The following is a 25,050-nucleotide window of genomic DNA, read 5'->3' as shown; positions in this document are numbered from 1 at the left end:
GCGCGGGCGGGTACGGCGGTGCGTCGGCGCCGGCCGGCCCGGGCCCCGGCAGCGCGAGGGCCTCGGCCTGCGGCACCCGGGCGGCCGCGGCCTCCCGCTCGAGCCGATCGATCCGCTCGAGCACCGCGTAGAGCAGTTCCACCGGGACCTGCGGGTCGAGGGCGCGTTCGAGCAGGGCGTCCAGCTCCGCCGGACTCAGGGCATCGATGTTCTCCACGTCCATGCCAAGGACAACGCCGCCGGACGGCCCCGGGTCACCGGTATTCACCCGGCCGGAGCAGGTAATACGACGAGATGACACGGCATATGAGCCCTGACTCACATGCGATTGGTATAGACCATGTCGGCGAACCCTGCTAGGGTCGTCGCACGCGGATCACGGGGGCGCGCCAGGGGGCGGGCCGGGGCCGAACGGGGAGTGCGTACACGATGACGCGTTGGGTCTGGTCCCAGGTCAGACACGGTCGGGGCCGGGCGGCCGGACTGCTGCTCGCACTGCTCGCCGCGGTCACCGGATTCACCATCCTGACCGGATCGGTCTCCACCCAGCAGACCAGGCTGAGCGGCTTCGTGCAGGCCAACAGCCGCGGCGCGTACGACATTCTGGTCCGTCCGGCCGGTACCCAGAGCGCGTACGAGGCCACCGACGGACTGGTGCGCGGGAACTTCCTTTCCGGCCAGTACGGCGGGATCACCACGGCGCAGTGGCAGAAGGTGCAGAAGCTGGCCGGCGTGCAGGTGGCCGCGCCGATCGCGATGCTCGGCTACGTCGAGGTCTTCGGCTCCTCGCTCGCCGACGTGACCGACCAGGTCGATCCGAGCCGCACCCAGCAACTGCTCAAGCTGGACGGCACCTGGGTGACCGACCACGGGCTGTCGAAGAATCCGGAGAGCTTCAGCACCTACGTCTACGTCACGCGCAACCCCGTGCTCTGGCCGACCTGGGTCCCGGCGCCGCTCGGCGGCGGGACGACGCCCGACGGCGTCAAGATCATGGATCCGGTCTACCACTACCGGGGCAAGCTTGTCGCGCCCGATCTGACGCCGTGTAGAACCAGCTCGGCCGTGGCCGGATTCGGAGTGCCAGTGGAGGTGCTGCCCGGCGGGAAGCTCGAACCCGTCTGCACCGGCGAGCCGCTGACCCCGTCCGGCACCACGACCCAGCCGACCTCGCCCGGGCCGATCATCGTGGCGCAGCTCAACCCGGACGGCACCTACACCACCGACAACCTGCTGAGTTCCGCCTTCGGCGAGGACGGCGGAGCCACCGACGCGCCGGTCGCGACCACGTCCAAGCGGCTGGAGGTCCCGGAGACCTGGGAGATGCCGCTGCTGCTCGCGGCCGTGGATCCGGCCAGCGAGAACGCGCTGGTCTCGCTGGACACGGCCACGGTCAAGGGCCAGGAGCTGAGCACGGCCGACAAACCCCGGATCGACCTGGACGAGTGGATGCCGGGATCGACGTCGCTGTTCGTGGGCGTGCCGGTGGAGTACTCCGACCAAGCCCAGATCGACGAGTCGCTCTCCACCGTCGTATCGACCGTCTCCGGTCTTCCGGCGCAGCGCTACGAGGTCCCCGTGGACACACTGGGCAAGGAACTTTCCGCGCTGCCCGCCACCCCGCGCGCCACTCGGACCGCGTCGGCGCAGAGTGCTTACGCGACCACCGTGCTCGGCTCCACCACCGTGCAGAACTTCCAGCAGGCCAAGCTCGGCCCGCTGATCGAGGGCACCAACCTCGACCCGCGCGAGGAGGCGGGCCAGCCCACGTACGTCACCGACCCGGCGGGCGCGCTCACCCCGACCGCGCACGGCACCTCGCCGAGCGCGTCGGACTACGCCGGAGACGAACCGCTCACCCTGGAGAAGGGTGACACGGCGCTGCGCCCGCTGACCGAGCGGGGCAATACACGCTCCAGTGACATCATCCTCCCGGTGACCGTGGGCATCTTCGACCCCTCCAAGGTCCGCCAGTTCCCCGCGCTCTCCTCGGTCGCCCTGGAGACCTATCAGGCCTCGCAGGCATGCGGGGCCGACACCGCGTCACAGAAGCTGCTCGGCAACGGCTGCCTCACCTCGGGCGCGGACGCGGGCTCCTACATCGCCTCGCCGCCGCAGATCCTGACCACGCTGGGTTCGCTCTCGTACATCCTCGACGGCTCCGACCCGCAGAGCCGCGCGCCGATCTCGGAGATCCAGGTCCGGGTCTCCGGGGTGGACGGGGTGAACCAGTCCTCCGCGACCCGCCTGCAGGCCGTGGCCAAGGAGATCAAGCAGGCCACCGGGCTCGAGGTGGACGTGGTGGCCGGCTCCTCCCCCACCGGCGTGGCGGTGGACCTGCCCGCGGGCGACTTCGGCCGTCCGGCGCTGAGCCTGACCGAGCCGTGGTCGCGCAAGGGCGTGGCGGTGGCCCTGGTGCACGCGGTGGACAAGCGCAGCGCCACCCTGTTCGTCCTGGTGCTGCTGGTGTGCCTGCTGTTCGCGGGCAACGCGGTCTCCGCCTCGGTCCGGGCCCGGCGCGCGGAACTGGCCGTGCTGGCCTGCGTGGGCTGGCGGCCGCGCCGGCTCGCGGCGCTGGTACTGGCCGAGGTGGCGGCGATCGCGACCGCGGCCGGGCTGCTCGGCACCGCGCTGGCCTGGCCGCTCGACCTGCTCTTCGGGGTGCAGACGAACCTCGACCGAATCCTGGTCCCGATCCCGGCGGCGCTGGCCGTGGGCCTGCTCGCGGCGCTGCCCGCGGCGGTGGCGGCGGGCCGGGCGCATCCGGGCGCGGGCCTGCGGCCGCGGGTGACCCGGACCCGGGGCAAGGCCCGGCGTACCCGCAGCATCAGGGCCCTGGCGTGGCGCGGGATGGCCAGGGCGCCGCTGCGCTCGGCCGCCGCGGTGGGCGCGCTGACCATCGGCGTCGGCGCGGTGGCGAACGTGGTCGGGGTCGAGGCCGCGTTCGACGGCTCGGCCACCGGCAGCCTGCTGGCCGACGCGGTGGGCGTTCAGGTGCGCGCGGCCGACGCGCTGGCCGCGCTGCTCGCGCTGGCGCTCGCCGTGGCCGCCACCGCCGACGCGCTCTACCTCGGCATCCGCGAACGCGAGGGGGAATTGGCGGCGCTGCGGGCGACCGGGTGGAGCGCCCAGGACATGCGCAGGCTGATTCTGTGGGAGGGCGCGCTGCTGGCCGCGCTCGGCTGCCTGGCCGGGGCGCTGCTCGGCCTCGGCGGCACCTGGGCGCTGACCGGCGCCGCCCCCTGGCCGGTGTACGCGGCGCTCGGCGCGCTGGCCGTGGTGGCCTGCGCGGTGGTGGCCGCGGCCAGCCTGATCCCGGCCAGGGCCGCAGCGAGCCGCCCGATCGCGCAGACGCTGGCGCTGGAGTAGGCCGTGTCCGCACACCAGCGTCGGAACGGAAGGAAGGGTTCGATGACCGAGGGACAGGGCGGCACCGCCGTCGAGGTCAAGGGTCTGGTCAAGCGGTTCGGCCGGGGCGAGAGCCTGATCACGGCCGTGGACGGGGTGGATCTGGACCTCGCGGCAGGCTCGCGCACGGCGCTGGTGGGCGCCTCCGGTTCGGGCAAGTCCACGCTGCTGCACCTGATCGGCGCGATCGAGAAGGCGGACGAGGGCGTGATCACGGTCGGGGGCGAGGAGGTGACCGCGCTCGGGCGCGGCCCCGCGGCGCGCTACCGCCAGCGCGTCGGCTTCGTCTTCCAGCGCTTCCACCTGCTCGCCGCGCTGAGCGCGCTGGACAACGTGCTCGCCCCGGTGCTCCCGCGCAAGGTGGACTTCGACCGGGCCGCGCGCGCCGGCGAGCTGCTCGACGCGGTGGGCCTGGCCGGCCGGCACCAGGCGCTGCCCTCGCAGCTGTCCGGCGGCCAGCAGCAGCGCGTGGCCATCGCCAGGGCCCTGATCGGCCGCCCGGCCCTGCTGCTCGCGGACGAGCCGACCGGCGCGCTGGACTCGGCCACCGGCGAGGGGGTCATGGACCTGATCCACGAGCTCGCCGAGCAGTACGGCTTCACCGTGGTCACCGCCACGCACGAGCACGCGGTGGCCGAGCGCGCCGAACGGATCGTGACGCTGCGGGACGGGAAGATAGTCTCGGACGTGGCGAGTGAGGGCTCGTAACCGGACGGGCGCCGCCAGGGCCCGCCGTAGTCCAGGAGGTCGACGATGTCCGCGACGGTCCACACGCTGCGCTCGCCCGAAGGCGTCACGCTCGGGGTCGAGCACTTCGGCGACGCGACGGCACCCCTGATCCTGCTCGCGGGCGGCATGACCATGCTGTCCTGGCCGGACGCGGTCTGCGAGTCGCTCGCGCGCGGCGGACGTCACGTCGTTCGCTACGACCTGCGTGACTCCGGCGCCTCGAGCACGCTCGACCCCGAGGAGCCCGCGTACACGCTGCGGCATCTCGCCGCCGACGCTGCCGCGCTCGCCCGCGCCCTCGACGACCGGCCCGCGCATCTCGCGGGTATCGGTGTCGGGGGCATGGTCGCCCAGGTGGCCGCGCTCGAGCACCCGCACGCCTTCCGCGCGCTGACCCTGGCCGGGACGCGGCCGGTCGCGCCCGGCCCGGTCGACGAGGATCTGCCCGACCACGACCAGGCCGCGATGAAACTGCGATTCGAGCTGCCGAAGCCCGACTGGTCCGACCGCGGCGCGGTGGCGGATTTCGCGGCCGCCGCGGCGGCGATCTCGGGCGACGACCCCGACACGGCACGGGCCACCGCGGAGCGGATCTTCGACCGCACGCAGGGCACGGCGCGCTCGGTCCAGATGGCCAACCAGCTCGGCACGGTCTTCGCCCGGATCGACTGCGCGCCGCGCTGGCGTGAGCGCCTGCCCGAACTCGCGGTGCCGACGCTCGTGCTGCACGGCCGCCACGACCGGTTCTTCCCGGTCGGCAACGGCGAAGCCCTCGCGCGCGAGATTCCCGGCGCGCGGCTGCTCGTGCTCGAGAAGGCCGCGACCGCGATCCCCGCCGCGGCCGCCGACGAGATCGCCGCGGCGATGCTCGACCTCTGATCGCGTACCTACCCGGCCAGCCGCGCCTTCCAGATCTCCTCGCTCGGCCACTGCCGCGCCCACGCGGAGGGTACGTCCTCGTACTCGCGCGGCACCGAGTCCGGCGCCTGAATCTCGATCAGGTCCTCGACCACGAAGCCGCAGGAGCGCAGCAGCCGCAGCATCTCGCCGTGCGGCACGGTGAACTCCATGCGCGTGTCGTCCCCGACGCCGCGCAGCCCGAACTGGGGGCGGCGCAGCACGGCCTCGACCGGTCCGTCGACCTGCGTGCACAGCGCGAACAGAGGTGAGCGGCGCAGGAAGAGCAGGCGGCCGCCGGGCCGCAGCACGCGGGCGGCCTCCGGGATCCAGCGGTGCGGATCACACCAGAGCGACGCGCCGTACTCGCTGACGGCGACGTCGAACCGGTCGTCCTCGAGCGGCAGCCGCTTCGCGTCGGCGAGCAGCAGCGGGAATTCGAGGCCGAACTCCGCCTGCATCGCCCGCGCCGTGGCCAGCTGCTCCTTCGAGACGTCGACCGCGAACGGACGCGCACCGGCGCGGGCCAACCATGCGGACACGTACGCCGTGCCGCAGCCGAGTTCGACCACGTCCGCCCCGGCCACCGCGTCGAGCATGCCCAGTTCCGCCTCGGGCGTGCCCCACAGCCCCCAGCAGGGCTCGGCCGCCCAGTGCTCGCGGGCGAGCGGGCCGTGCCAGGCGGCGGCCCGCTCGTCCCAGTGCCGTCGGTTGAGTTCCACGTGCTCGGCGCTTGCGGCGAAGGCGGTCATGGCGGCCATGAGATCTTGCCCGGCCCGCCGCGGTCGAGTGGTTTTCTTGACATGCAGCCGCTCGGCTGCCTATGGTGAACATGCAGCCAAACGGTTGCATACGGTGGAAACGGGAGGCACGGCCATGTCCGACATCCGGCACCGGGTGGGCGTCTTCGCCCCACAGCAGCAGGTGTTCGACAAGCTCGGCACGATCGAGGGGCTGCGCGGCTGGTGGACCCGCGACGTGCGCGGGGACGACCGGGAGGGCGGGAACCTGGAGTTCTACTTCGGCGGCGGGGACGTGCCCGCCGCGGTCATGCGGGTGACCGAGCTCACCCCGTCCGAACGGGTCGTCTGGGAGTGCGTCGAGGGCCCGAAGGACTGGATCGGCACCACCCTCACCTTCGAGCTCTACCCGGGCCCCGAGGAGCGCGAGACGGTGGTGAGGTTCACCCACGGCGACTGGCGCGAGCCGGCCGAGTTCCTGCACCACTGCTCCACCCGCTGGGCCCAGTACCTGATCAGCCTCAAGACGGGACTGGAGGACGGCCGGTGGCAGCCGGACGCCGAGATGCCCATGATCAGCAGTTGGGCATAGGGACGGGAGTGGACGAGGTTTTCAAGGCCCTGGCCGATCCGAGCCGGCGCCTGCTCCTGGACGGTCTCAACGCCCGCAACGGGCAGACCCTGCGGGAGCTGTGCGCCGGCCTGGACATGACCCGGCAGTCCGTCAGCAAACACCTGGCGGTGCTGGAGCAGGCCAACCTGGTCACCGCGGTCTGGCGGGGCCGGGAGAAGTTGCACTATCTCAACGCCGCGCCGATCAACGAGATCGGCGAACGGTGGATCAACCAGTACGACCGGGCCCGGGTCGAGGCCCTGGCGGACCTGAAACTGGCACTGGAGGGCACTTCCATGGACGCAGCCGCCGACACCTCGGGCCGGCCCGAGTTCGTCTACACCACCTATATCCGCACCACGCCCGAGCAGCTCTGGCGCGCGCTGACCGAGCCCGCGTTCACCCGCCGCTACTGGCGCGGCATGACCTTCGAGTCCGACTGGAAGCCCGGCTCGCACGTCACGGTGACCCGCACCGACGGCACCGTGGCGGACGACCCGGAGCAGGTCGTGCTCGAATCAGACCCCTACCGCCGGCTCGCCTACACCTGGCACGCCGTCACCGGCTCCTGCGAGGAGCAGGGCGGGGAGCCGGAGCCGCGCTCCAAGGTGGCCTTCGACCTCGAAGACATCGGCGACAAGGTGCGCCTGACGGTGACCCACGACGGCTTCGCGCCGGGCAGCCGGGTGCTCGCGAGCATCAGCGGCGGCTGGCCGCTCGTGCTCTCCGACCTCAAGACGCTGCTCGAGACGGGCGAGGTCAAGGCCTGAGCCGACCGGCCCCAGCACGGCGCCGCGCCGCGCCGCGTCACGCCGCGTGGCCGAGCGCGCCGAGCGTCTGCCGGGCGATCTCGATCTCCTCGTCCGTGGGGATCACCAGCACCGGCACTCGCGTCCCGGGAGCGGACACGGACCGCTCGCCGCGCTCGGCCGAGGCGTTGCGCACCGGGTCCACCTCGATGCCGAGGCCTTCGAGGCCTTGCATGCTCAGGGCCCGGGTGCGCGCGTCGTTCTCGCCGACTCCGGCGGTGAACACGACCGCGTCGACCCGGCCGAGCACCGCGTAGTACGCGCCCACGTACTTCCTGATGCGGTGACAGTAGACCGCGTGGGCCAGCCGCGCGTCCTCGTCGCCCGCCTCGGCATCCCGGTTCACGTCGCGCAGGTCGTTGCTCCCGGCGAGCCCGAGCAGCCCGCTCGAGCGGTTGAGCACGCGGTCCACCGCGTCGGCGTCGAGTCCGGCCACCCGCTGCAGGTAGGCGGGCACGGCCGGGTCGAGGTCGCCGCTGCGCGTGCCCATGACCAGGCCTTCCAGCGGCGTCAGGCCCATCGAGGTCTCCACGCTGCGCCCGCGCTCGACGGCGCACACGCTCGCGCCGTTGCCCAGGTGCAGCACGATCACGTTCGCCTCCTCGACCGGACGCGCCAGGAACCTCGCCGCGCGGCGGGAGACGTAGGCGTGCGAGGTGCCGTGGAAGCCGTAGCGCCGCACGGAGTACTCCTCCCGCCACTCGCGCGGCACCGCGTACGTGTAGGCGGCCGGCGGCAGGGTCTGGTGGAAGGCGGTGTCGAACACCGCGACCTGCGGCACGCCGGGGAACGCCGCGCGCGCCACCTCGATGCCGGTGAGGTTGGGCGGATTGTGCAGCGGGGCGAGCGGATTGAGTTCGCCGAGGGAGGAGACCACCTCGTCGTCGAGGACGGTGGCCGTGGTGAACCTGGACCCGCCGTGCACCACGCGGTGCCCGACCGCCGTCGGCTTGACCTCGTCGAGGTCGGGCCCGGCCGTGCGGAACGCGTCGAGAACGGCGTCGAGGGCCTGCGCGTGCGAGGCGAACACCTCGGTGCACTCCAGGGCCTCGGCGCCGGCCGGGCGATGGCTGAGCTTGCCCGGGTCCTGGCCGCCGATGCGCTCGACCAGGCCGGTCGCCAGGCGCTCGCCCTCCCCCGCGTCGTCCAGCGCGAGCAACTGGTACTTGATCGAAGAGGAACCGACATTGAGTACCAGCACGGCCTGCGTCATGGCTCCATTCTGACGGCCAGTCCTCCGCGCCGCCGGACCGGGTCACGTTCGGAGTACCGGAACGGGCGCATGCGCCGGAGCCGTGGGGAGAATCGGAAGGCGCATTCCGTGCCCGCACAGACTCGACCCGAAGCGAAGGGACGGCCCATGGCGACCGGGAAGACGGGACCGCTCAGCCGCGAGGAGCTCAAGCTCATCGAGGCGTACTGGCGGGCGGCGAACTACCTGTCAGTGGGTCAGATCTATCTGCTGGACAATCCCCTGCTGCGCGAACCGCTCAAGGCGGAACACGTCAAACCGCGGCTGCTCGGGCACTGGGGAACCACCCCCGGGCTGAACCTGATCTACGCGCACATGAACCGGGCCATCCGCGCCCGCGACCTGGACGCGATCTACATCACAGGGCCCGGACACGGCGGTCCCGGCCTGGTCGCGAACGCCTATCTCGAGGGCACCTACAGCGAGGTCTACTCGGGCATCGGCCAGGACGAGACGGGCCTGCGCAAGCTCTTCCGGCAGTTCTCCTTCCCAGGCGGCATCCCCAGCCACGTCGCGCCGGAGACACCGGGCTCGATCCATGAAGGCGGCGAGCTCGGCTACGCGCTCTCGCACGCGTTCGGCGCCGCGTTCGACAACCCCGACCTGGTCGTGTGCTGCGTCGTCGGCGACGGTGAGGCCGAGACCGGCCCGCTCGCCGCGTCCTGGCACTCGAACAAGTTCCTCGATCCGGCCATCGACGGCGCGGTGCTGCCCATCCTGCACCTGAACGAGTTCAAGATCGCCAACCCCACGGTGTTGGCGCGCATCTCCCCCGAGGAACTCGACCAGCTGCTGTCCGGCTACGGATACCGCCCGATCACGGTCGAGATCACCGACCCGGACGACCACGACGCCGCGCACCAGGCCTTCGCCGCCGCGCTGGACCAGGCCCTCGACGCGATCGCGAAGATCCAGAAGACCGCGCGGGCCCAGCAGCGCAAGGACGGCCCGGAGGGTGTGGAGCGGCCCGCCTGGCCGATGATCGTACTGCGTTCCCCCAAGGGCTGGACCGGTCCGAAGGAGGTGGACGGCAAGCGCACCGAGGGCAACTGGCGGGCACACCAGGTGCCGCTCTCGGGCCTGCACGAGAATCCGGCGCACCTGCACCAGCTCGAGGAGTGGATGCGCTCGTATCAGCCGGAGGAGCTCTTCGACGCGGCCGGCGCCCTGCGCCCGGAACTCGCCGCGCTCGCGCCCGAGGGCGACCGGCGGATGGGCGCGAACCCGCACGCCAACGGCGGACTGCTGTTGCGCGACCTCGACATGCCCGACTTCCGCTACTACGAGGTCGACGCGGCCGGCCACGGTGTGACCACGTCGGAGGCGACGCGCGTCCTCGGCGGTTTCCTGCGCGACGTGATGGCCAAGAACGTCAAGCACCGCAACTTCCGCGTCGTCGGCCCGGACGAGACCGCCTCGAACCGGTTGAGCGCGCTGTTCGAAGCCACCGGACGGTCATGGATGGCCGAGGCGAAGCCCGACGACGACGCGGCGCTGGCCCACGACGGCCGGGTGATGGAGATCCTGTCCGAGCACACCTGCCAGGGCTGGCTCGAGGGCTACCTGCTGACGGGCCGCCACGGCTTCTTCTCCTGCTACGAAGCCTTCATCCACATCGTCGACTCGATGTTCAACCAGCACGCCAAGTGGCTCAAAACCACCCGCCACATCCCCTGGCGCCGCCCCATCGCATCCCTGAACTACCTACTGACCTCACACGTCTGGCGCCAGGACCACAACGGCTTCTCCCACCAGGACCCCGGCTTCATCGACCACGTCGTGAACAAGAAAGCCGACGTCATCCGCGTCTACCTGCCGCCGGACGCCAACACCCTGCTGAGCGTGGCAGACCACTGCCTGCGCAGCCGCCACTACGTCAACGTGATCGTGGCCGGCAAGCAGCCCGCGCTCAACTGGCTGTCGATGGACGAGGCGATCCTGCACTGCACCCGCGGCATCGGCATCTGGGAGTGGGCCTCCACGGACTCGGGCCAGGACCCTGACGTCGTGCTCGGCTGCGCCGGGGACACTCCCACCCTCGAGACGCTCGCGGCGGTGGCGATCCTCCGGGAGAGCTGGCCCGACCTGCGCATCCGCGTGGTGAACGTGGTGGACCTGATGCGCCTACAGGACGACACCGAGCACCCGCACGGCCTGTCCGACCGTGAGTTCGACGCCCTGTTCACCCGGGACAAGCCCATCGTCTTCGCCTACCACGGCTACCCCTGGCTCATCCACCGCCTCACCTACCGCCGCACCAACCACGACAACCTCCACGTCCGCGGCTACAAAGAAGAAGGCACCACCACAACCCCCTTCGACATGGTCATGCTCAACGACCTCGACCGCTACCACCTCGTCATCGACGTCATCGACCGCGTACCCGGCCTCGCCGACCGCGGCGCGCACCTGCGCCAGGAGATGCTCGACTCCCGTCTGCGCGCCCGTGCGTACACCCGCGAACACGGCGACGACCTGCCCGAGATCAAGGACTGGGTCTGGCCGTACGCGTGACGAGCGCTCGCCCGTGCCTGCCGCGCGGCGTCAGTGGTGCGGTATTCCGCTCACCAGCTGCTTGAGCCGCGCCTCAAGACCCCGCTGGGAGGCGCGGCGCTGCGACTTCAACTGCTTCTTCGACCCCTCCACGTAGAACCGGCTGTACCAGGGCGAGCCCATCTTGGCCAAGCGCAGCGCCGCCACCACGGCCAGCGGGAACACCAGCACCCCGGCCGGTCCCATGAACAGCCGTCCCTTGAACAGCGCGACCACGACGAACGCCAGCGTGATGAAAAGGTAGAGGAAGTAGAACCACAGGCTCTCGCCCTCCTCGCGCGAGAAGGGGTCGGACACGAGCGTGGCGAGGGTGCCGATGCCGGCGACGAAGACCACCGCGTCCACGGACTTGCGGCCCTGGTCCTCCCAGTACACGTCGGTCAGGTGCAGCCAGAGCGCGAACTCGTCCAGGGTGAGCGCGGCCCCGGCGGCGAAGATGCAGGCGAGCACGGTACGTACGGTCCCGTGCGGAGCGATGATGAACTGCACCGGCGCGGTCACCAGCATGATGATGATCCCGGGCACGAGATGGTGCACGTGCACCGTACCCACCCGCACGTTGCCGAACGGGCCGCGGCCGGAGCGGATGAGCCGCACGACGAGGCGGGTGACCATGAAGGTCCCGACGAAGCTGCAGAGCATGGCGAACTGCACGCCGGTGCTCGCGCTGTCGTTGGTGTGCACGTCGATGTCCACCGAGGTGACCGCCGTGACCGCCTCGCGCACCGCGTGCGGCACGGGCCGGGGAACGGCCGTCAACCAGACGAGCAGCGGGATCTCACGGAGCGTCACCCCTCAAGGATGACGCCTCGGCCGTTCGCCCGCCGGACCCCACGCCCGAGTCTTCGCGAAGCCGCAGGCGTACCACAGCTCCCTGCGGTAGTCCGGCACGGTCCAGGCCACCCGCGAGTCCACCCCGGGCGGCAGCCGGTGGGTGCGGAAGTGGATGCGCGCGCAGTGCTCGCAGTACAGCGCGTCCGCGTGGTAGTCGCGCACGATCGGCTCGAGGCTGCGCATCCGGGCGACGTTGCGCCGGGTGCGGGCGTAGCCGACGGCGCCGAGCACCATCGCCGCGGCCATCAGGACCCCGGCCACGTCGTTGCCGTCCAGGCCTGCCGAACCGAGGGTGGCCATCGCCCCCAGGAACAGCAGCGCCACCCCGCCGACCAGCATCCCCGACCACATCTCGTAGCCCGGCAACGCCACGTCCACGCTGCTCAGCGGCGACGCCGCGGCGTCCTGGCGCACGTCCACGGCACGCACGATCCGGTCCGATCTGCGGCAGTGCGGGCAGTAGTCTGATATGGCGTCCTGCGGGCCCATGCTGGGGTTTATACCAGCCGGGCGCGCACCCCGGAAGTGCCCGGCGGGATTGCGCGGCGGCGGGGGCCGGGCTCGCGCGAGACTCCCGCGACTCCGGCACCGGCAAACCGGTCCTGCCGTTCACGCCCGCGTCGGCCTAGACTCCGGACGGTGGCGAACTCACCGAAGTCACCGAACCCATCGAGCCCAACCCGGTCACCCGGTCGGACGAACCAACAGATCGCGCAGGACGTGCGCGCGGTCTTCCACGGCAGCCGGTGCAGCGTCGTCGGCTACCTGGACCGGGCAGAGACCTCTGAGATCCACGTACTGCACAGCACCGAGGTACCCGAACGCGGCCTGATCTCCTTCTGCACCATCGGCCTGTCGGACCACCCGGACGACGGCTACGAGGTCGACCCGCCGCTCGGCGTCGAGATCGTGGCCGTGAGCAACCGGCCCGAGTTCGCCGAGGTCCTGTCCACCGCGGCCTTCTGCGTCATCAACAGCGGATACCGGGCCCGGCCCGGCGGCGCGTTCCCCGGCGTGGTCCGGCTGCACTACCCGGACACCTCCGTGCCCAACCTGCACTTCGTCGAGCCCTACCTCTGGGACGAGCACGCCCTGCGCGCCCACGTCTACGACGGGAAGACCGTGGCCTGGCTCCAGGCGCTGCCGATCAGCGACGCCGAGACCGTGTACCTGGTCGAGCACGGCGCCGAGGCGCTCGGCGAGCTGTTCGCGCGGAGCGATCCCGACTTCGTCGACCTGCACCGGGCATCAGTGGTCTGATCGCTCCGGCTCAGTACGCCCGGACCGAGGCGGCCAGGGGGCGGCCGGAGGTGAGGTGCGCGTGCACGATGGTGTGGTCGAGGCAGCCGTGCCGCCAGGTGTCGAGCGATCCGGAGCAGGTGACCAGGCTGAGGGCGGCGTAGGGCGCGGGGCCGGCGAACTGCGGCCGGCCCGCGTACGTGCGCCAACTCGGGACCTGCTCGGTCGCGTCGACGGTGAAGACCGCGAGGCTGTGATCCGCCCTGGTGACCTCCAGCGTGTCGCCCGGACGTACGTCGTCGGACGTGTCCGTCTCGACGTGCGCGTCCACGACCGCGACGCCGAGCTGCCCCGGGGCCGGCCCGAGGTCGTACCACGCCGCCTGCCCGGCACTCCGGAGCGGCAGCACCCCGGGCGCGCTGCGGGTGGCGAGGCCGACCGGCGTGACGTCGGCGTCGATGCCGGCCCGCGGGACGGAGATGTGTACGGGCACGGAGAAACTCATCGGCGTGATCGGCTTCGGGCCGAAGAGCCGGTCGAGCGGCACCGGGTCGTCCACGGCGCGCGTGAACGGCACCTGCACCGGCAGGAGTTCGAGGGCTGACGGGGCATCGGCCGCCCCGTTCACCGTGGCGCGCGCGTCCCCGGACTGCGCGGGCTGGCCCATGGTGGACAGGCCGACGAGCGCGAGCAGCGTCCCGACGGCGAGCAGCAGCCCGCCGGTGCGCCGCGGATTGCGGCCTCGGGCGCGCCGGGGCCGAGGCCGAGGACGCAGCACATCCTGCGGCCCCCGCGTGCCGGGCGCCGGGGGCCGTGGCGGCTGCCGCGTCGGCTGTGGTGGGCGCTGCGGGCGTGTCTGTGGTTGCGGCTGCGGCTGGTCGGGAGCCCGCCGTCGCGGTTGTCCCTGCGGCGGTACCGGCACCTGCCCGCGCGCCTGCACCCGCCGTTGCCCGTGCCACTGCCCCTGCGCGTCCGTGCCCTTCATCGCTCGCCTCCTCGGTGCCGCCGGGATCTGCCGGTGGGTCACTTCGGTGCTACCGCAGCCTCAGGCGGATGATCTGGATCATCGGACCGTCCACCCGTTCGCCGAGGCATGATCACGCGCGCGCAGCAATGTTCTTATGGGCCTTCTTACTGATCAACGGCCGTCCGTCTCACTCATATGGGCGTAGACGATGGTGTTGTCGACGTAGCTGTGCTTGGCGTAGTCGAAGTCCCCGCCGCAGGTGATCAGGCGCAGCGCGGCGTAGCCGACCGAGCCGTAGACGCGGCTGGTGGGGAACTGGTCCTTGGCCGCCTGCTGGACCGAGTCGACGGTGAACACGGCGACGGTGTGGTCGGCCCGGGTGACCTGGATCTGCTCGCCGGGCAGCACCTCGCCGAGGTTGTAGAACGCGCCGCGGTAGCCCGCGGTCTCGCTGGAGTCGACGTGCGCGTCGATCACGGCCGGGCCGACCTGGCCGGGCGCCGGGCCCTTGTCGTACCAGGCCGCCTTCTGCGCCTGGTCCAGCGGCGGGACGCCGAGGCCCCCGTCGGGGTCGAGGCCCACCTTGAGCAGGTCGGCGTGGATGTCCGCCTCGGGGATGTCGATGTGCACGGGCGGGGAGAAGCCGAGCGGGTCGGCGAAGATCGAGCCCGCCGGCGGCGCCGGCGGCAGGTAGGCCGCGGCGGCCGGGCTCGGCGGCCCGGACGGCGCCTGCTGCGAGTGCACGATCTTGATGGCGCCGAACACCACGACGCCGAGCGCGGCCCACCCGAGCACGCGGCTGCGGCGAGATCTCGCTGGGGCACTCTCGTCCAAGGCACGCTCCCGAAGGGTGGACGACGTCCTGCGGCGGACGTCGACTGCGGCGGTTGTTCGCGGCCGTGATACCCGGTCGGGTCCGAGTGTTGCGCGGGACGGGGACATTCGGGTGAGGACGCCGGGACGCGGATCCGAGCCGGCCTCAGGCGGCGGCGTCAGCCCGTGTCGTCAGTCCCCGACGCCGGCCAGGCTGTCGGCGAGGAGGTTCGCGTAGACCTCGGCGCCGGCCGGCCGGGGATGGGTGTCGTCGATCCACAGCAGCCCGGGATGCGGCGAGACGGTGGCGTTCCAGTCGATCAGGAGGCTGTCGCGGTGGGAGACGGCGTAGTCCACGTAGAGGGTGTTGACCGTCTGCTGCCAGGAGCGCGGGACGTGCACGGTGATCAGTACGAGGACCCGGCCCGGTCCGATGATCTGCCTGATCCGGTCCAGCGTCTGCTCGGTGGTGTCGCCGTTGGTGCCGAGGGCGAGGACGACGAAGTGGCGCAGCAGCCCGCGCGCGGCGAGGTCCTCGAGCACGTCCGGCGCCTCGTAGATCTGCCGGCCCACCTTCGCGTCGATCACGATGCCCGGCAGGCGCGTGGCCACCGATTCGGCGCCGGCGAGCAGGACGGAGTCGCCGACGGCGGTGGTCGCCTGGCCCAGCACGGGATCCGGCGGGCCGTCAGCCGGCAGCCCGTCCGGTGCGGACGCGGACGAGTTCCGGTTCTGCTGTCCGGTCGCCTGCGGCTGCGCGGGCTTGGCCGACGCGCCGGCGGGCGCCTGGCCGGACGCATCGCCCTGGGCCGCCCCCGACGTGCCGCTGTTGGAGATGCTCGCGGCGGCGACGGCGCTGCCGGCGGAGATCTGCGACTCCAGCGCGGACTGCTGCGGGTCGACGCGTGGCGCGCCGGCGAAGCCGAGGATCGCCGGGAGCAGCGCGGCCACGGCCAGTCCGGCCGCGGCCCGGGTCGACCATACGGATGTGTCCGTTCTTCCGGTCAGCCGCGCCCAGGCGGCCCGCGGGTCGAAGCGGCGGGCGGGCCGCGCGACGAAGCGGTGGCTGAGCGCGGCGAGCACGATCGGCAGCGCGAGCTCGACCGCGCCCCGGCCCGCCGCCGCGCGCAAGCCCTCCGCCGCGCTCGGCGCGCCGATCAGCACGATCAGCGGCCAGTGCCACAGGTAGACGCCGTACGAGCGGCTGCCGAGGTAGACGATCGGACGCCACTCGAGCATCCGCGCGACGTCGGTGTCGCAGACCGCCGCGAGCAGGACGACCAGGGCGGCGAGGCTGGCCAGCGCGATCCCGCCGCACTCGGGCCGGGTGGTCTCGCCGTTGAGGCAGGCGGCCAGGACGAACACGACGATCATGCCGCCGAGGCCGCACCGCCCGAGCGCCCGCAGCACCCTGGCGTCGCGCGTCGGATCGAGCGTGCGCATCCGGTCGAGCGGCAGCCGCAGCGCGACGGCGGCGCCGAGCAGCAGGCCGCCGCAGTGCGTGAGGGTGCCGTAGTAGTCGGCCGGGCCTGATCCGGCGTCAGTGACCATCAGCGTGAACGCCGTGATCGAGCCGGCCGCGGCGAGCAGCGCCGGGAACGGGGTGCGCAGGAGCGCCCAGAGTAGAAACGGCCAGAGCAGGTAGAACTGCTCCTCCACCGCGAGCGACCAGAGGTGTTGCAGCACCGGCGGATGCCCGGCGGCCGCGGCGAAGGCGGCGAAGTAGTTCTGTCCGTGGACGATCAGCAGCCAGTTGGTGCCCGAGGCCAGGGCCGCGCCGACCTGGCTGCGCAGGCCCGCGGCGAATCCGGGCCCGGCATAGCGCGCGGCGACGCAGACCACGAGGATCACCGCGACGAGTTCCGGCGCGAGCCGGCGCACCCGGCCCAGCCAGAAGCGCCGCAGTACGAGGCGGGCGGGGTCGGGCTCGTCGGCCGTGCGCGGCCGCAGCCGCGGCGCGAGCAGACCGGTGATCAGATAGCCGCTGAGCACGAAGAACACGTCGACACCGAGGAAGCCGCCGGGCAGCGTGTTCGGGAACACGTGGAAGACCACGACCAGCGCGACCGCGAGGCCGCGCAGGCCGTCGAGTCCGGAAACCCGCTGCGGGGAAGGCAAGCGCACGCTCATTCGGTTACCCGTCCCTGTCGTGTGCCCTTCGACGCCAGGGCCGTCTGGGGCGTATTCGGTCAGCGAGGCGCGTCGCGTATTAGTCCGTTCGAGTGGGGGATGAGCCGGACGCGAGCGGATCCTCGTCGCGGGCCCGGGCCAGGTGCCACAGCACGGCGAGCGCGACGGCGGCGCAGCCGGCCACCGCGAGGGAGGTCAGCACCTGCTGCCAGCCGCCGTATTCGAGCTGGAAGAACCGGCGGCCGGCCGGGATCAGCGAGACCAGCACGAACAGCGCGGCCATCGTGCCCACCAGCACGGCCTTCCACCACGCGAACGGCCGCGCGACCAGGATGAGCACGCAGAGGCTGGCGGTGAACAGGGTGATCATCGCCGAGGTCTGCTCGCTCGGCAGCGTCGCGTTGGGGGGCAGGCGGGAGAGGTAGTAGGACACGAACGCGGCCGCGCCGTTGACCAGCCCGGCCGGGACGGCGAAGCGCAGCACCCGGCGGACGAAGCCGGGGCGGGCGCGGGCGAGGTTGGGGGCGAGCGCGAGGAAGAACGAGGGCGTGCCGATCGTCAGGGTGCTCACCAGCGTGGTGTGGCGCGGCAGGAAGGGGTAGGGCAGGCGCAGGATGCCGGTGAGCACCACGAGCAGGAACGACTCGAAGGACTTGACCAGGAACAGGTTCGAGACCCGCTCGATGTTGCCCACCACCCGGCGCCCCTCGGCCACCACCGAGGGCAGCGTGGCGAAGCGCTCGTCGAGCAGCACGATCTGGGCGACGGCCCGCGCCGCGCCCGAGCCGGAGCCCATGGCGATGCCGATGTCCGCGTTCTTGAGCGCGAGCACGTCGTTGACGCCGTCGCCGGTCATCGCGACGGTGTGCCCGCGGCTCTGCAGCGCCAGCACCATCTGCTGCTTCTGACGCGGCGTCACCCGGCCGAAGACGGAGTGGTCGGCGACGGCGTCGGCGAAGGCGCGATCCACGGTCTCGACCGTGCCCGCCCGCTCGGCCGACGCGCCGAGCTCCCGGGCGTCGAGCGGGCTCTCGGCACCGGGCAGGCCGAGCGAGGCGGCGACGGCGCCGACCGAGACCGCGTTGTCGCCGGAGATCACCTTCAGCCGGACGTCCTGACGCTCGAAGTACTCCAGCGTCGGCGCGGCGTCGGGGCGGATGCGCTGTTCGAGCAGCACCAGCGCGACCGGCTCCGGGCTCATCTGGGCGGTGGTGTACTCGGCGTCGTCGGACAGGCTGACGGCGGAGCGCGCGAGCAGCAGGACGCGCAGCCCGCCCGCGCCGCGCTGCTCGGCCAGCTCGGCCGCCGCGGTGCCCGCGCCGAGGATGTCGGGGGCGCCGAAGAGCCAGGTGCCGTGGCCGTCGGCGAAACCGGCACCGCTCCACTTGCGGGCCGAGGAGAACGCCGCGATGCCCTCGGCCGGCCAGCCCGGCTCGGGGGCGGGACAGGCCTCGATGACGGCGGCCATGGTCGCGTTCGGGCGGTCCTCGAGCGCGCCGAGAGCCCCGAGCACGTCGCGGACCTGGCTCTCCGTCAGCTCGGTCTCCAGCGTCTCGATCGCGTTCAGCCGCATGCCGCCCTCGGTGAGCGTGCCGGTCTTGTCGAGGCAGACGGTGTCCACCCGGGCCAGCCCCTCGATCGCGGGCAGCTCCTGCACCAGGCAGTTGCGCCGCCCGAGCCGCACCACGCCCACCGCGAACGCGACGGAGGTCAGCAGCACTAGGCCCTCGGGCACCATCGGCACGATCCCGGCCACGGTGCGGCTGATCCCGGCGCGCACGCCGCCGGCGATGGCCGTCTGCACGATGATCTGCAAGATGCCCGCGGGGATCAGCAGATAGGTCAGGAACTTGATAATCTGGGAGACGCCGTCGCGCAGCTCCGAGCGCACCAGGGTGAACTGCTGCGCCTCCGCGGCGAGCTTGGCCGCGTGCGCGTCGGCGCCGACCTTCGTGGCGCGCATGGTGCCGCGGCCGGCCACGACGAAGGAGCCGGACAGGGCCTGGTCCCCCGGGCCCTTGCGCACCGGGTCGGCCTCGCCGGTCAGGAGCGACTCGTCGACCTCCAGCGCGGCGGCGTCGAGCACGTCGCCGTCGACCGGGATCTTCTCCCCCGGCCCGAGCAGGATCACGTCGTCGAGCACGAGTTCCTCGGCGGCCAACTGCTGCTCGGCGCCGGCGCGGCGCACCCGGGGCCTGGCCTCGCCGACGATGGCCAGCGAGTCGAGGGTGCGTTTGGCCCGCCACTCCTGCACGATGCCGATCAGGGCGTTGAAGACGATGACGAAGCCGAACAGCGCGTCCTGGAACGGCCCGACCACCAGCATGATCACGAACAGGGTGCCGATCAGGCCGTTGAACCAGGTGAAGACGTTGGCGCGGACGATCGCGCCGAGGGAGCGGCTGGAGGCCACCGGCAGCCGGTTGGTCCGGCCGGACGCGACCCGCTCGGCCACCTGAGCTGTGGTCAGGCCGTCGGGGGCGAGGTCCTCGAGCACGCCGTCCACCTGTCCACGGTAGGTGGGCCGCGGTGCGGCGTGCCTGCCGGACGGGCCGAACGGACGAGGCCGCACTGGGGCGCGTGCCCCTGCTCCGCGCCCGCGTGCCGTGCCCGCCGCAGCTGACGCGGGCGCAGCCGGCATTCACGGCGATCGCGATGATGGTGGCGGCCTGCGGGATCGAACTCGATGATCCGGTCCTGATCGCGGCCGCGGTCGTGCTCGGGCCGACGCACGGGCCGACGGACGCGCTGGCCACGGCGCTCTCGGCGCGCCGATGGCGGTCGGCCGAGCAGGCGTTGCTGACGCTGCTGGCCGCGTTCGCGGCGGGGATCGCGCTCACGGCGCTGTTCGGCGTGACGATGCGAGTCACGGGACTGTACGAGCCGGGCGGTTCGCAGCAGCCGCATCCGAACACGGGCTTCATCTGGCGGTCAGGGGTCTTCTCCTTCGTCGTGTCCTGGCTCGGCGGCGCGGCGACGGCGCTGTCGAACACCGCCGCGCGGGTCGACTCGCGGGTCGACTCGCGGGTCGACCCGCGGGTCGACCCGCGGGTCGACTCGCGGGTCGACTCGCTGGCGGGCGCGCTCGTCTCGCTGGCCACCATCCCGGCCGCGGCCGCCGTCGCGATCGACATCGACGAGCGGCGGTACGCGGCCGGGGGTGGCGCGGCGCAGCAGTGGGTGATCAGCCTGGCCGGCGTCGTGTTGGCGGGCGCGCTGGTCCGGGCGGCTCTGCGCCGTCGGAGCGTGCGGGAGCGGCGCCCGGCCGTGGCCGCCACCGCGCGGCCGGCAGGCTGATCCCACCGCGGCGGGCCTGGTGTCAGGCCTGGTGGAAGCCCTCGATCGGGGCGTCCGGGTGGCCGCCCTCGTGCGCGTCGAGGGCCGCCACCGCGGCGTCGAGGTCGGCGATCAGCCTGTGCGCGAGGTCGGCCGAGAGCCCGGCCCGGCAGGTCACCCGGGCCACCAGGACGTCCTCGGCGCCCGGCGGCAGCGCGTACACCGGCAGCTGCCAGCCCTTCTCGCGCAGCTTGGCCGAGAGGTGTTCGAGGCCCCAGCTGCGGCGCGAGGCCACCGGCAGGCTGAAGGCCACCAGCGGCAGCTGGCGCCCGTCACCCCAGAGCGTGAACCCGTGCCGCACCACCGCCTCGGCGACCAGGGCGGCGACCTCGTGTTCGTGGGCGACGAGCGAGGTGTAGCCCTCCCGGCCGAGCCGCAGCATCGTGGTGTAGGCGGCGATGATGGGCGCGGCCGGGCGGGAGAAGGTGAGCGAGAAGGACTTCACCGGCTGCCCGCCGAGCAGGTTCACGTCGAAGCAGAGGTGATCCGGCAGCAGTTCGTCGTGCCGCCAGGCCACGAAGCCGAGGCCGAGCGGCGCCCCGGCGTACTTGTGGCCGGAGGCGTTGATCGACACGACGCGTTCGAGCCCGAAGTCCCACACCAGTTCCGGGTGGCTGAAGGGCACGGTGAACCCGCCGGAGGCCGCGTCCACGTGCAGGCCCACGTCCAGGCCGGTGTCGCGGTGCAGCCGGTCGAGCATCTGGGCCAGGCCGTGGACGTCGTCGAGGATGCCGGTGGACGGGTAGCCGAGGGTGGCCGCGACGGCGATGGTGTCCTCGTCGATCGCGGCCCGCACCACGGCGGGGTCGAGCGCCGGGGCGCCCGGGGTGGTCGGGATGGGCAGCCGGCGCGGCTCCACGTCGAAGTAGCGGCAGGCCTTGTCCCAGCAGGGATGCGCGGCCGCCGAGTAGACGAGGTTCGGGGTGCCGGTGCCGCCGCGCTCCCGGTAGCGCTGGCGCGCGGCGAGCACGGCGAGCTGGATGGCCTCGGAGCTGCCGGTGGTGGCCACGGCCGCGTAGTCCGCGGGCGCGTGCCACAGGTTCGCGACGATGGCGCACAGCCGCCGCTCGATCTCGACCGAGGCCGGATACTCGTCCTGGTTGGTGATGTTGACCCGGGCCGTGCCGGCCGCGAGCGCGTCGATCACCGGCTCGCCGACCGTGGCGCAGAACGTCGCGAGGTTGAGCCGGGCGTTGCCGTCGAGCAGCAGCTCGTCGGCCACGATGGAGGCGGCGAGTTCGGCGCCGATGCCGCGCTCGCCGAGGTGCGCGCGCGGGATCTCCGTCTCGAGGCAGCCGGCGTAGAGCGGCGAAGGGGCCAGAGCCCGATCCACCTGCGCGTGTCTGGTGTGTACCGTCATGATCAGGCGATGTCCGCCGCCGCGGGCCCCGAATCGGACCGGGCCGGGATTAGACCGAACGAGTGAGATCGCAGGTCCAGGCCCTACGACCGCACTCGTTCGGCGTCGGACGTCCTACCTCAGGGCACTCACTCCTGACTCACTCCTGCGGCGCCTCGAGCTCGCGCGGCGGGGCCTCGAGCGCCTCAGGGGCCTGGCCGGCCTCGAGCGCGGCCCGCTCGTCCTGCTCGGCCAGGCCGCGCAGGTAGTGCGCGACCGCGGCCACCGCGACGGCGCCCTGCCCGACCGCCGCGCCGACCCGCTTGACCGATCCCGCGCGCACGTCGCCGGCCGCGAACACGCCCGGGATCGAGGTCTCGGACAGGTAGGGGGCACGCTCGTCCGGCCAGGGCTCGGGCAGCAGCTCCGGGCGCCGGGCCACCTCGGCGTCGGTGAGGACGAAGCCGAACTCGTCCACGCCGAGCACCCCGTGCACCCACTCCGAGCAGGGCACCGTGCCGACCATGATGTACAGGCTGTTGGCCGGGATCACCTCGGTGCGGCCGCTGCCCGCCTCGAGCAGCACGACCTTCTCCAGCCGGCCGTAGCCGCGCACCTCGCCGACCTCGACCCCGGTGCGCACCCGGATGTTCTCGCGCCGCTCGATCTGGTCGGCGACGCGGTCGGACAGGCCGCCGCCGCGCAGCGAGTCCTCGCGCACCACCAGTGTCACCGACCGGGCGTACGCGGCGAACTGCAGCGCCGCCTGGCCCGCCGGGTTGCCCGAGCCCGCGACCACCACGTCCTCGCCCGCTGCCAGCTTGGCCTCGGCCTCCGAGGAGCCGTAGTAGACCCCGGCGTTGTGCAGCTCCTCCACGCCCGGCGCGTCGAGCTGACGCCAGGTCATGCCGGTGGCGATCAGCACCGTGCGGCCCACCACGGTCTTGCCGTCGTCGAGGGTGACCATGTGCGAGCCGCCGCCCGGCACCAAGCCGGTGGCCACCTTGGCCGCGCACCACTCGACGCCGAGCCGACGGGCCTGGGCCAGCGCGCGGTGGGCGAAGTCGGCACCGGAAAGGCCGGCCGGGAAGCCCAGGTAGTTCTCGATCCGCGGGCTGACCCCGGCCTGTCCGCCGGGGCAGTCGTCCTCGATCACCACCACGCTCATGCCTTCGCAGGCCCCGTACACGGCCGCGGCCAGGCCGGCCGGGCCGCCGCCGACGATGATCAGGTCGTAGGACTGGCGGGTGGCCTCCTGGGTGAGGCCGAGCACCTTGGCCAGTTCGGCGATGGAGGGGTCGAACAGGCAGCGGCCGTCGTCGAGCAGCACCGTGGTCGGCGCGGGCGTGGGCAGGTTCAGGTCCCGGGCCAGCGCCTGCGCCTCGGGGTCCTCGCCCAGGTCCATCCAGGTGAACGGGACCAGACTGCGCGTCAGGTAGTCCTTGACGGTGTAGGAGATCGCGGCGAAGCGGTGCCCGAGCACGGTCACCCCGATCTGCGCGGCCGCGTGCTCGGCGAACCATTCGCCGAGCAGGTCGTCCACGATCGGCAGGATCCGCTCCTCGAGCGGATACGCCGGCAGTACCGCGTACCGGTCGGTCTGCGCCTGGTTGATCGCCTGGATCGCCGCGTCGGCCTGGTCCATCGTGGTCAGCAGCAGCCGCTTGGTGGTCGGCGAGGACCCGCGCACGTGGCCGAACAGCTCGACCCCGGTGCCGTCCACGAGCCGGTGCGCGCTGACCGCGAGGGCGAGGGGGGTGCCGGTGGCGGCGAGGTGGGCCAGGACCTCGGCGGCCTCGCGCAGGCCGCCCGCGCCGTGCACGCGGGCGGCCGGGCCGAGGTGGTGGCGCAGGCCGTCGACGGTCTCCTCCCGCTCGACCGGGTCGGAGTCGACGACCAGGACCGCGCAGGCGTGCTCGGGCTCGCTCATGGGACCGCCTCTCAGTACAGGTGTTCGGTACAGGTGTCGGAAGCAGTCCCACAGTAGGGAAAGGCCAGCATATGCGCGCGCTGATTACGCCGGGAGGCGGGCCGGTCAGCGCGCGTGCACCGTGACGAAGTCCCGGTCCGAGGGCGAGAAGTAGCGGTCGGAGGGCTGGTCGAAGTCCCACAGCTTCTGCGCGGCCGGGTGCTGCGGGTCCTGCAGCCCGTTGTAGGTCATGAACGAGGTCCAGTCGGGGTTGATGTCCAGCTCCATGCCGTAGACCGCGCCGGCCGCCTTGAGCAGGTTCGCCAGGGTGTAGACGGACAGCTCGGTGCCGCCGACGTAGACGATGTCGCCGTTCGCGGTCATGCCCACGCCCGACCGGGCGATGTAGTACCAGCCCCGGATGGTGTAGCCCCAGTCCGCGCCCGAGCCGTCCATCGGGCCGACGGTCACCGCGCCCTTGTCCACCAGCAGGTTCAGGTTCTCCCGCACCGCCGAGACGTCCGGGGACATGGTCAGGTCGCGCCCCCACTGGCCGATCTTGAGCGTGCCGTCCTGGTAGAACACCTCGGCCGCCTTGCCGTCCACCAGCGGCACCGCCTCGTGCCCGTCCTCGTAGAAGCCGCCCATCGCGTCGTCCGGGTCCACCTTGAACCCGCCGTTCCAGGTGGCCACCAGGCGCGGGAGCACGTCCGAGGAGAGGTAGTCCGGCTCGTTCCAGGTGCCGCCTGGCTGCTGGTAGCCGGGCTGCAGGGTGAAGCGCAGTGCGCGCTGGTTGAGCCAGGCCACGTAGGCCAGGTTGGAGGTGTGGTCGGGGTCCGGGCGCAGCGCCGCGGTCTCCACGATCGGGTTGCCCAGCGGGCCGATGACCGCCGGGGAGAACACGCCCTCGCCCGGGACCGCGCCGGCCGCGAACGGGGTGATGTCGGCGGGCCGGTCCGCCGGGGCCAGCTTGAGCTTGGGCCGGGCCCCCGCCTCGTCGCCCGTCGCCGTCTCGCTCCTGGCCTTGAGCTGGGCGAGCTGGCCGGCATCCAGCTTCCCGCCGGTGGCCGGCGGACTGTAGGTCTCGTTCTCCAGCCAGGTCACGATCATGCTCATGTCGTGGTCGCGGGCCCACTCGGCCACCCGCGCGTTGAGCGGGTCGGTGCCCGGCGCGGTGAGGTAGGGCACCAGGGTCACCCCGACGTAGCCGATCAGCAGCACGAACACGCCGATCACGGCGCGCCAGAAGTAGGTGCGGCGCCGACCGCGGCGCGCGGTGCGCACACCGCGGCGCCGGCGCCGGCGCCCGATGCGGCCGAGTTCGGCGGTCGGTTCGACGGCCGGCTCGACGGCCGGCTCGACGGTGAGTTCGGCGGTCGCCGCGGCGGGGGCGCTCTCCTCGCCGGGCGAGGCTTCGGGTTCGGGTACCGGATTCATCAGTTTCGGTCCTCGCGGCGGGGGCGAACGGGAGCGGGGCGTGGC

At 72.6% G+C, this 25,050-nt stretch carries 19 protein-coding genes and 1 pseudogene; 8 read left to right on the top strand and 12 right to left on the bottom strand.

All coding sequences use genetic code 11. The annotated features are described in order from the left end of the window. Positions 1-223, bottom strand: a pseudogene (locus tag KDL01_RS21690) (hypothetical protein); the annotation flags it as partial. 206 nt (positions 224-429) lie between these two features. Here KDL01_RS21690 and KDL01_RS21685 point away from each other — a divergent pair. The 3 genes from KDL01_RS21685 to KDL01_RS21675 are packed head-to-tail and all read left to right on the top strand — an operon-like array spanning position 430 to position 5,016. Continuing rightward, positions 430-3,369 carry an FtsX-like permease family protein gene (locus tag KDL01_RS21685; protein WP_212530391.1) on the top strand — a complete coding sequence of 980 codons (2,940 nt, stop codon included), beginning with the start codon at positions 430-432 and terminating at the stop codon, positions 3,367-3,369. 42 nt (positions 3,370-3,411) lie between these two features. Beyond that, a complete protein-coding gene (locus KDL01_RS21680; RefSeq protein WP_212530390.1) occupies positions 3,412-4,116 on the top strand; it encodes an ABC transporter ATP-binding protein in 705 nt (234 codons plus the stop codon). A 45-nt stretch (positions 4,117-4,161) separates the two neighbouring features. Continuing rightward, complete coding sequence (locus KDL01_RS21675) at positions 4,162-5,016, top strand: alpha/beta fold hydrolase (RefSeq protein ID WP_212530389.1); 855 nt, start codon at positions 4,162-4,164, stop codon at positions 5,014-5,016. A gap of 8 nt (positions 5,017-5,024) precedes the next feature. On the opposite strand, the gene KDL01_RS21670 is transcribed toward KDL01_RS21675, so the two are convergent. Continuing rightward, a complete protein-coding gene (locus KDL01_RS21670) occupies positions 5,025-5,786 on the bottom strand; it encodes a class I SAM-dependent methyltransferase (RefSeq protein ID WP_212530388.1) in 762 nt (253 codons plus the stop codon). Between the two features lie 124 nt (positions 5,787-5,910). On the opposite strand from KDL01_RS21670, the gene KDL01_RS21665 reads away from it, so the two are divergent. Both KDL01_RS21665 and KDL01_RS21660 read left to right on the top strand, forming a co-directional pair. Further along, positions 5,911-6,366 (top strand): SRPBCC family protein, encoded by a 456-nt coding sequence (locus KDL01_RS21665; RefSeq protein ID WP_212530387.1) that lies wholly within the window; start codon positions 5,911-5,913, stop codon positions 6,364-6,366. 8 nt (positions 6,367-6,374) lie between these two features. Then, positions 6,375-7,157, top strand: a complete 783-nt coding sequence (locus KDL01_RS21660; RefSeq protein WP_368861623.1) for an ArsR/SmtB family transcription factor — start codon at positions 6,375-6,377, stop codon at positions 7,155-7,157. Between the two features lie 37 nt (positions 7,158-7,194). Here the strand turns inward: KDL01_RS21660 and KDL01_RS21655 are convergent, their stop codons facing one another. Beyond that, the gene (locus KDL01_RS21655) at positions 7,195-8,409 is read right to left on the bottom strand and encodes an acetate/propionate family kinase (protein WP_212530385.1); all 1,215 of its coding nucleotides are present in this window, start codon (positions 8,407-8,409) and stop codon (positions 7,195-7,197) included. A 147-nt stretch (positions 8,410-8,556) separates the two neighbouring features. Between KDL01_RS21655 and KDL01_RS21650 the strand changes: the two genes are divergently transcribed. Next, positions 8,557-10,962, top strand: a complete 2,406-nt coding sequence (locus tag KDL01_RS21650) for a phosphoketolase family protein (protein ID WP_212530384.1) — start codon at positions 8,557-8,559, stop codon at positions 10,960-10,962. A gap of 30 nt (positions 10,963-10,992) precedes the next feature. On the opposite strand, the gene KDL01_RS21645 is transcribed toward KDL01_RS21650, so the two are convergent. Together KDL01_RS21645 and KDL01_RS21640 are read right to left on the bottom strand one after the other, a co-directional pair. Continuing rightward, positions 10,993-11,793 (bottom strand): hypothetical protein, encoded by an 801-nt coding sequence (locus KDL01_RS21645; protein ID WP_212530383.1) that lies wholly within the window; start codon positions 11,791-11,793, stop codon positions 10,993-10,995. Positions 11,794-11,796: 3 nt separating this feature from the next. Beyond that, complete coding sequence (locus KDL01_RS21640; protein ID WP_212530382.1) at positions 11,797-12,324, bottom strand: hypothetical protein; 528 nt, start codon at positions 12,322-12,324, stop codon at positions 11,797-11,799. 231 nt (positions 12,325-12,555) lie between these two features. Here KDL01_RS21640 and KDL01_RS21635 point away from each other — a divergent pair, with 231 nt between their 5' ends. Beyond that, entirely contained in the window at positions 12,556-13,095 is a 540-nt protein-coding gene (locus KDL01_RS21635; RefSeq protein ID WP_212530381.1) for a suppressor of fused domain protein, read from the top strand. Positions 13,096-13,105: 10 nt separating this feature from the next. Here KDL01_RS21635 and KDL01_RS21630 read toward each other — a convergent pair whose 3' ends face one another. From KDL01_RS21630 to KDL01_RS21615, 4 genes are all read right to left on the bottom strand, one after another. Further along, positions 13,106-13,852, bottom strand: a complete 747-nt coding sequence (locus KDL01_RS21630; protein WP_212530380.1) for a sortase domain-containing protein — start codon at positions 13,850-13,852, stop codon at positions 13,106-13,108. Between the two features lie 360 nt (positions 13,853-14,212). Then, the gene (locus tag KDL01_RS21625; protein WP_212530379.1) at positions 14,213-14,836 is read right to left on the bottom strand and encodes a class F sortase; all 624 of its coding nucleotides are present in this window, start codon (positions 14,834-14,836) and stop codon (positions 14,213-14,215) included. Between the two features lie 210 nt (positions 14,837-15,046). Beyond that, complete coding sequence (locus KDL01_RS21620) at positions 15,047-16,972, bottom strand: acyltransferase family protein (protein WP_212530378.1); 1,926 nt, start codon at positions 16,970-16,972, stop codon at positions 15,047-15,049. Positions 16,973-17,063: 91 nt separating this feature from the next. Then, on the bottom strand, positions 17,064-19,625 hold the full coding sequence (locus KDL01_RS21615) for an HAD-IC family P-type ATPase (RefSeq protein ID WP_212530377.1): 2,562 nt from the start codon (positions 19,623-19,625) through the stop codon (positions 17,064-17,066). Here KDL01_RS21615 and KDL01_RS21610 point away from each other — a divergent pair. Further along, positions 19,565-20,281 (top strand): DUF389 domain-containing protein, encoded by a 717-nt coding sequence (locus KDL01_RS21610; protein ID WP_307846494.1) that lies wholly within the window; start codon positions 19,565-19,567, stop codon positions 20,279-20,281. The two genes, KDL01_RS21615 and KDL01_RS21610, sit on opposite strands and share 61 nt — an antisense overlap. 22 nt (positions 20,282-20,303) lie before the next feature. Here the strand turns inward: KDL01_RS21610 and gad are convergent, their stop codons facing one another. From gad to KDL01_RS21595, 3 genes are all read right to left on the bottom strand, one after another. Then, positions 20,304-21,680, bottom strand: a complete 1,377-nt coding sequence (gad, locus tag KDL01_RS21605) for a glutamate decarboxylase (protein ID WP_212530375.1) — start codon at positions 21,678-21,680, stop codon at positions 20,304-20,306. A gap of 139 nt (positions 21,681-21,819) precedes the next feature. Beyond that, on the bottom strand, positions 21,820-23,589 hold the full coding sequence (locus KDL01_RS21600; protein ID WP_212530374.1) for an NAD(P)/FAD-dependent oxidoreductase: 1,770 nt from the start codon (positions 23,587-23,589) through the stop codon (positions 21,820-21,822). 105 nt (positions 23,590-23,694) lie between these two features. Then, positions 23,695-25,005, bottom strand: a complete 1,311-nt coding sequence (locus KDL01_RS21595) for a phosphodiester glycosidase family protein (RefSeq protein WP_212530373.1) — start codon at positions 25,003-25,005, stop codon at positions 23,695-23,697. Between the last annotated feature and the right edge of the window lie 45 nt (positions 25,006-25,050).

The sequence above is a fragment of the Actinospica durhamensis genome (assembly GCF_018139695.1).
In the GTDB taxonomy this organism is placed as follows: domain Bacteria; phylum Actinomycetota; class Actinomycetes; order Streptomycetales; family Catenulisporaceae; genus Actinospica; species Actinospica durhamensis.
The sequence above is the reverse complement of the archived record's forward strand: the minus strand, read 5'-3'. Positions and strand labels throughout refer to the sequence as shown.

Excerpts from the sequence above, each read along its gene's own strand:
- KDL01_RS21650 (WP_212530384.1), top strand. The coding sequence starts at position 8,557 with ATGGCGACCGGGAAGACGGGACCGCTCAGCCGCGAGGAGCTCAAGCTC.
- KDL01_RS21670 (WP_212530388.1), bottom strand. The coding sequence starts at position 5,786 with ATGACCGCCTTCGCCGCAAGCGCCGAGCACGTGGAACTCAACCGACGG.
- gad (WP_212530375.1), bottom strand. The coding sequence starts at position 21,680 with ATGACGGTACACACCAGACACGCGCAGGTGGATCGGGCTCTGGCCCCT.
- KDL01_RS21640 (WP_212530382.1), bottom strand. The coding sequence starts at position 12,324 with ATGGGCCCGCAGGACGCCATATCAGACTACTGCCCGCACTGCCGCAGA.
- KDL01_RS21675 (WP_212530389.1), top strand. The coding sequence starts at position 4,162 with ATGTCCGCGACGGTCCACACGCTGCGCTCGCCCGAAGGCGTCACGCTC.
- KDL01_RS21665 (WP_212530387.1), top strand. The coding sequence starts at position 5,911 with ATGTCCGACATCCGGCACCGGGTGGGCGTCTTCGCCCCACAGCAGCAG.
- KDL01_RS21615 (WP_212530377.1), bottom strand. The coding sequence starts at position 19,625 with ATGCCGGCTGCGCCCGCGTCAGCTGCGGCGGGCACGGCACGCGGGCGC.
- KDL01_RS21595 (WP_212530373.1), bottom strand. The coding sequence starts at position 25,005 with ATGAATCCGGTACCCGAACCCGAAGCCTCGCCCGGCGAGGAGAGCGCC.
- KDL01_RS21655 (WP_212530385.1), bottom strand. The coding sequence starts at position 8,409 with ATGACGCAGGCCGTGCTGGTACTCAATGTCGGTTCCTCTTCGATCAAG.
- KDL01_RS21600 (WP_212530374.1), bottom strand. The coding sequence starts at position 23,589 with ATGAGCGAGCCCGAGCACGCCTGCGCGGTCCTGGTCGTCGACTCCGAC.
- KDL01_RS21685 (WP_212530391.1), top strand. The coding sequence starts at position 430 with ATGACGCGTTGGGTCTGGTCCCAGGTCAGACACGGTCGGGGCCGGGCG.
- KDL01_RS21680 (WP_212530390.1), top strand. The coding sequence starts at position 3,412 with ATGACCGAGGGACAGGGCGGCACCGCCGTCGAGGTCAAGGGTCTGGTC.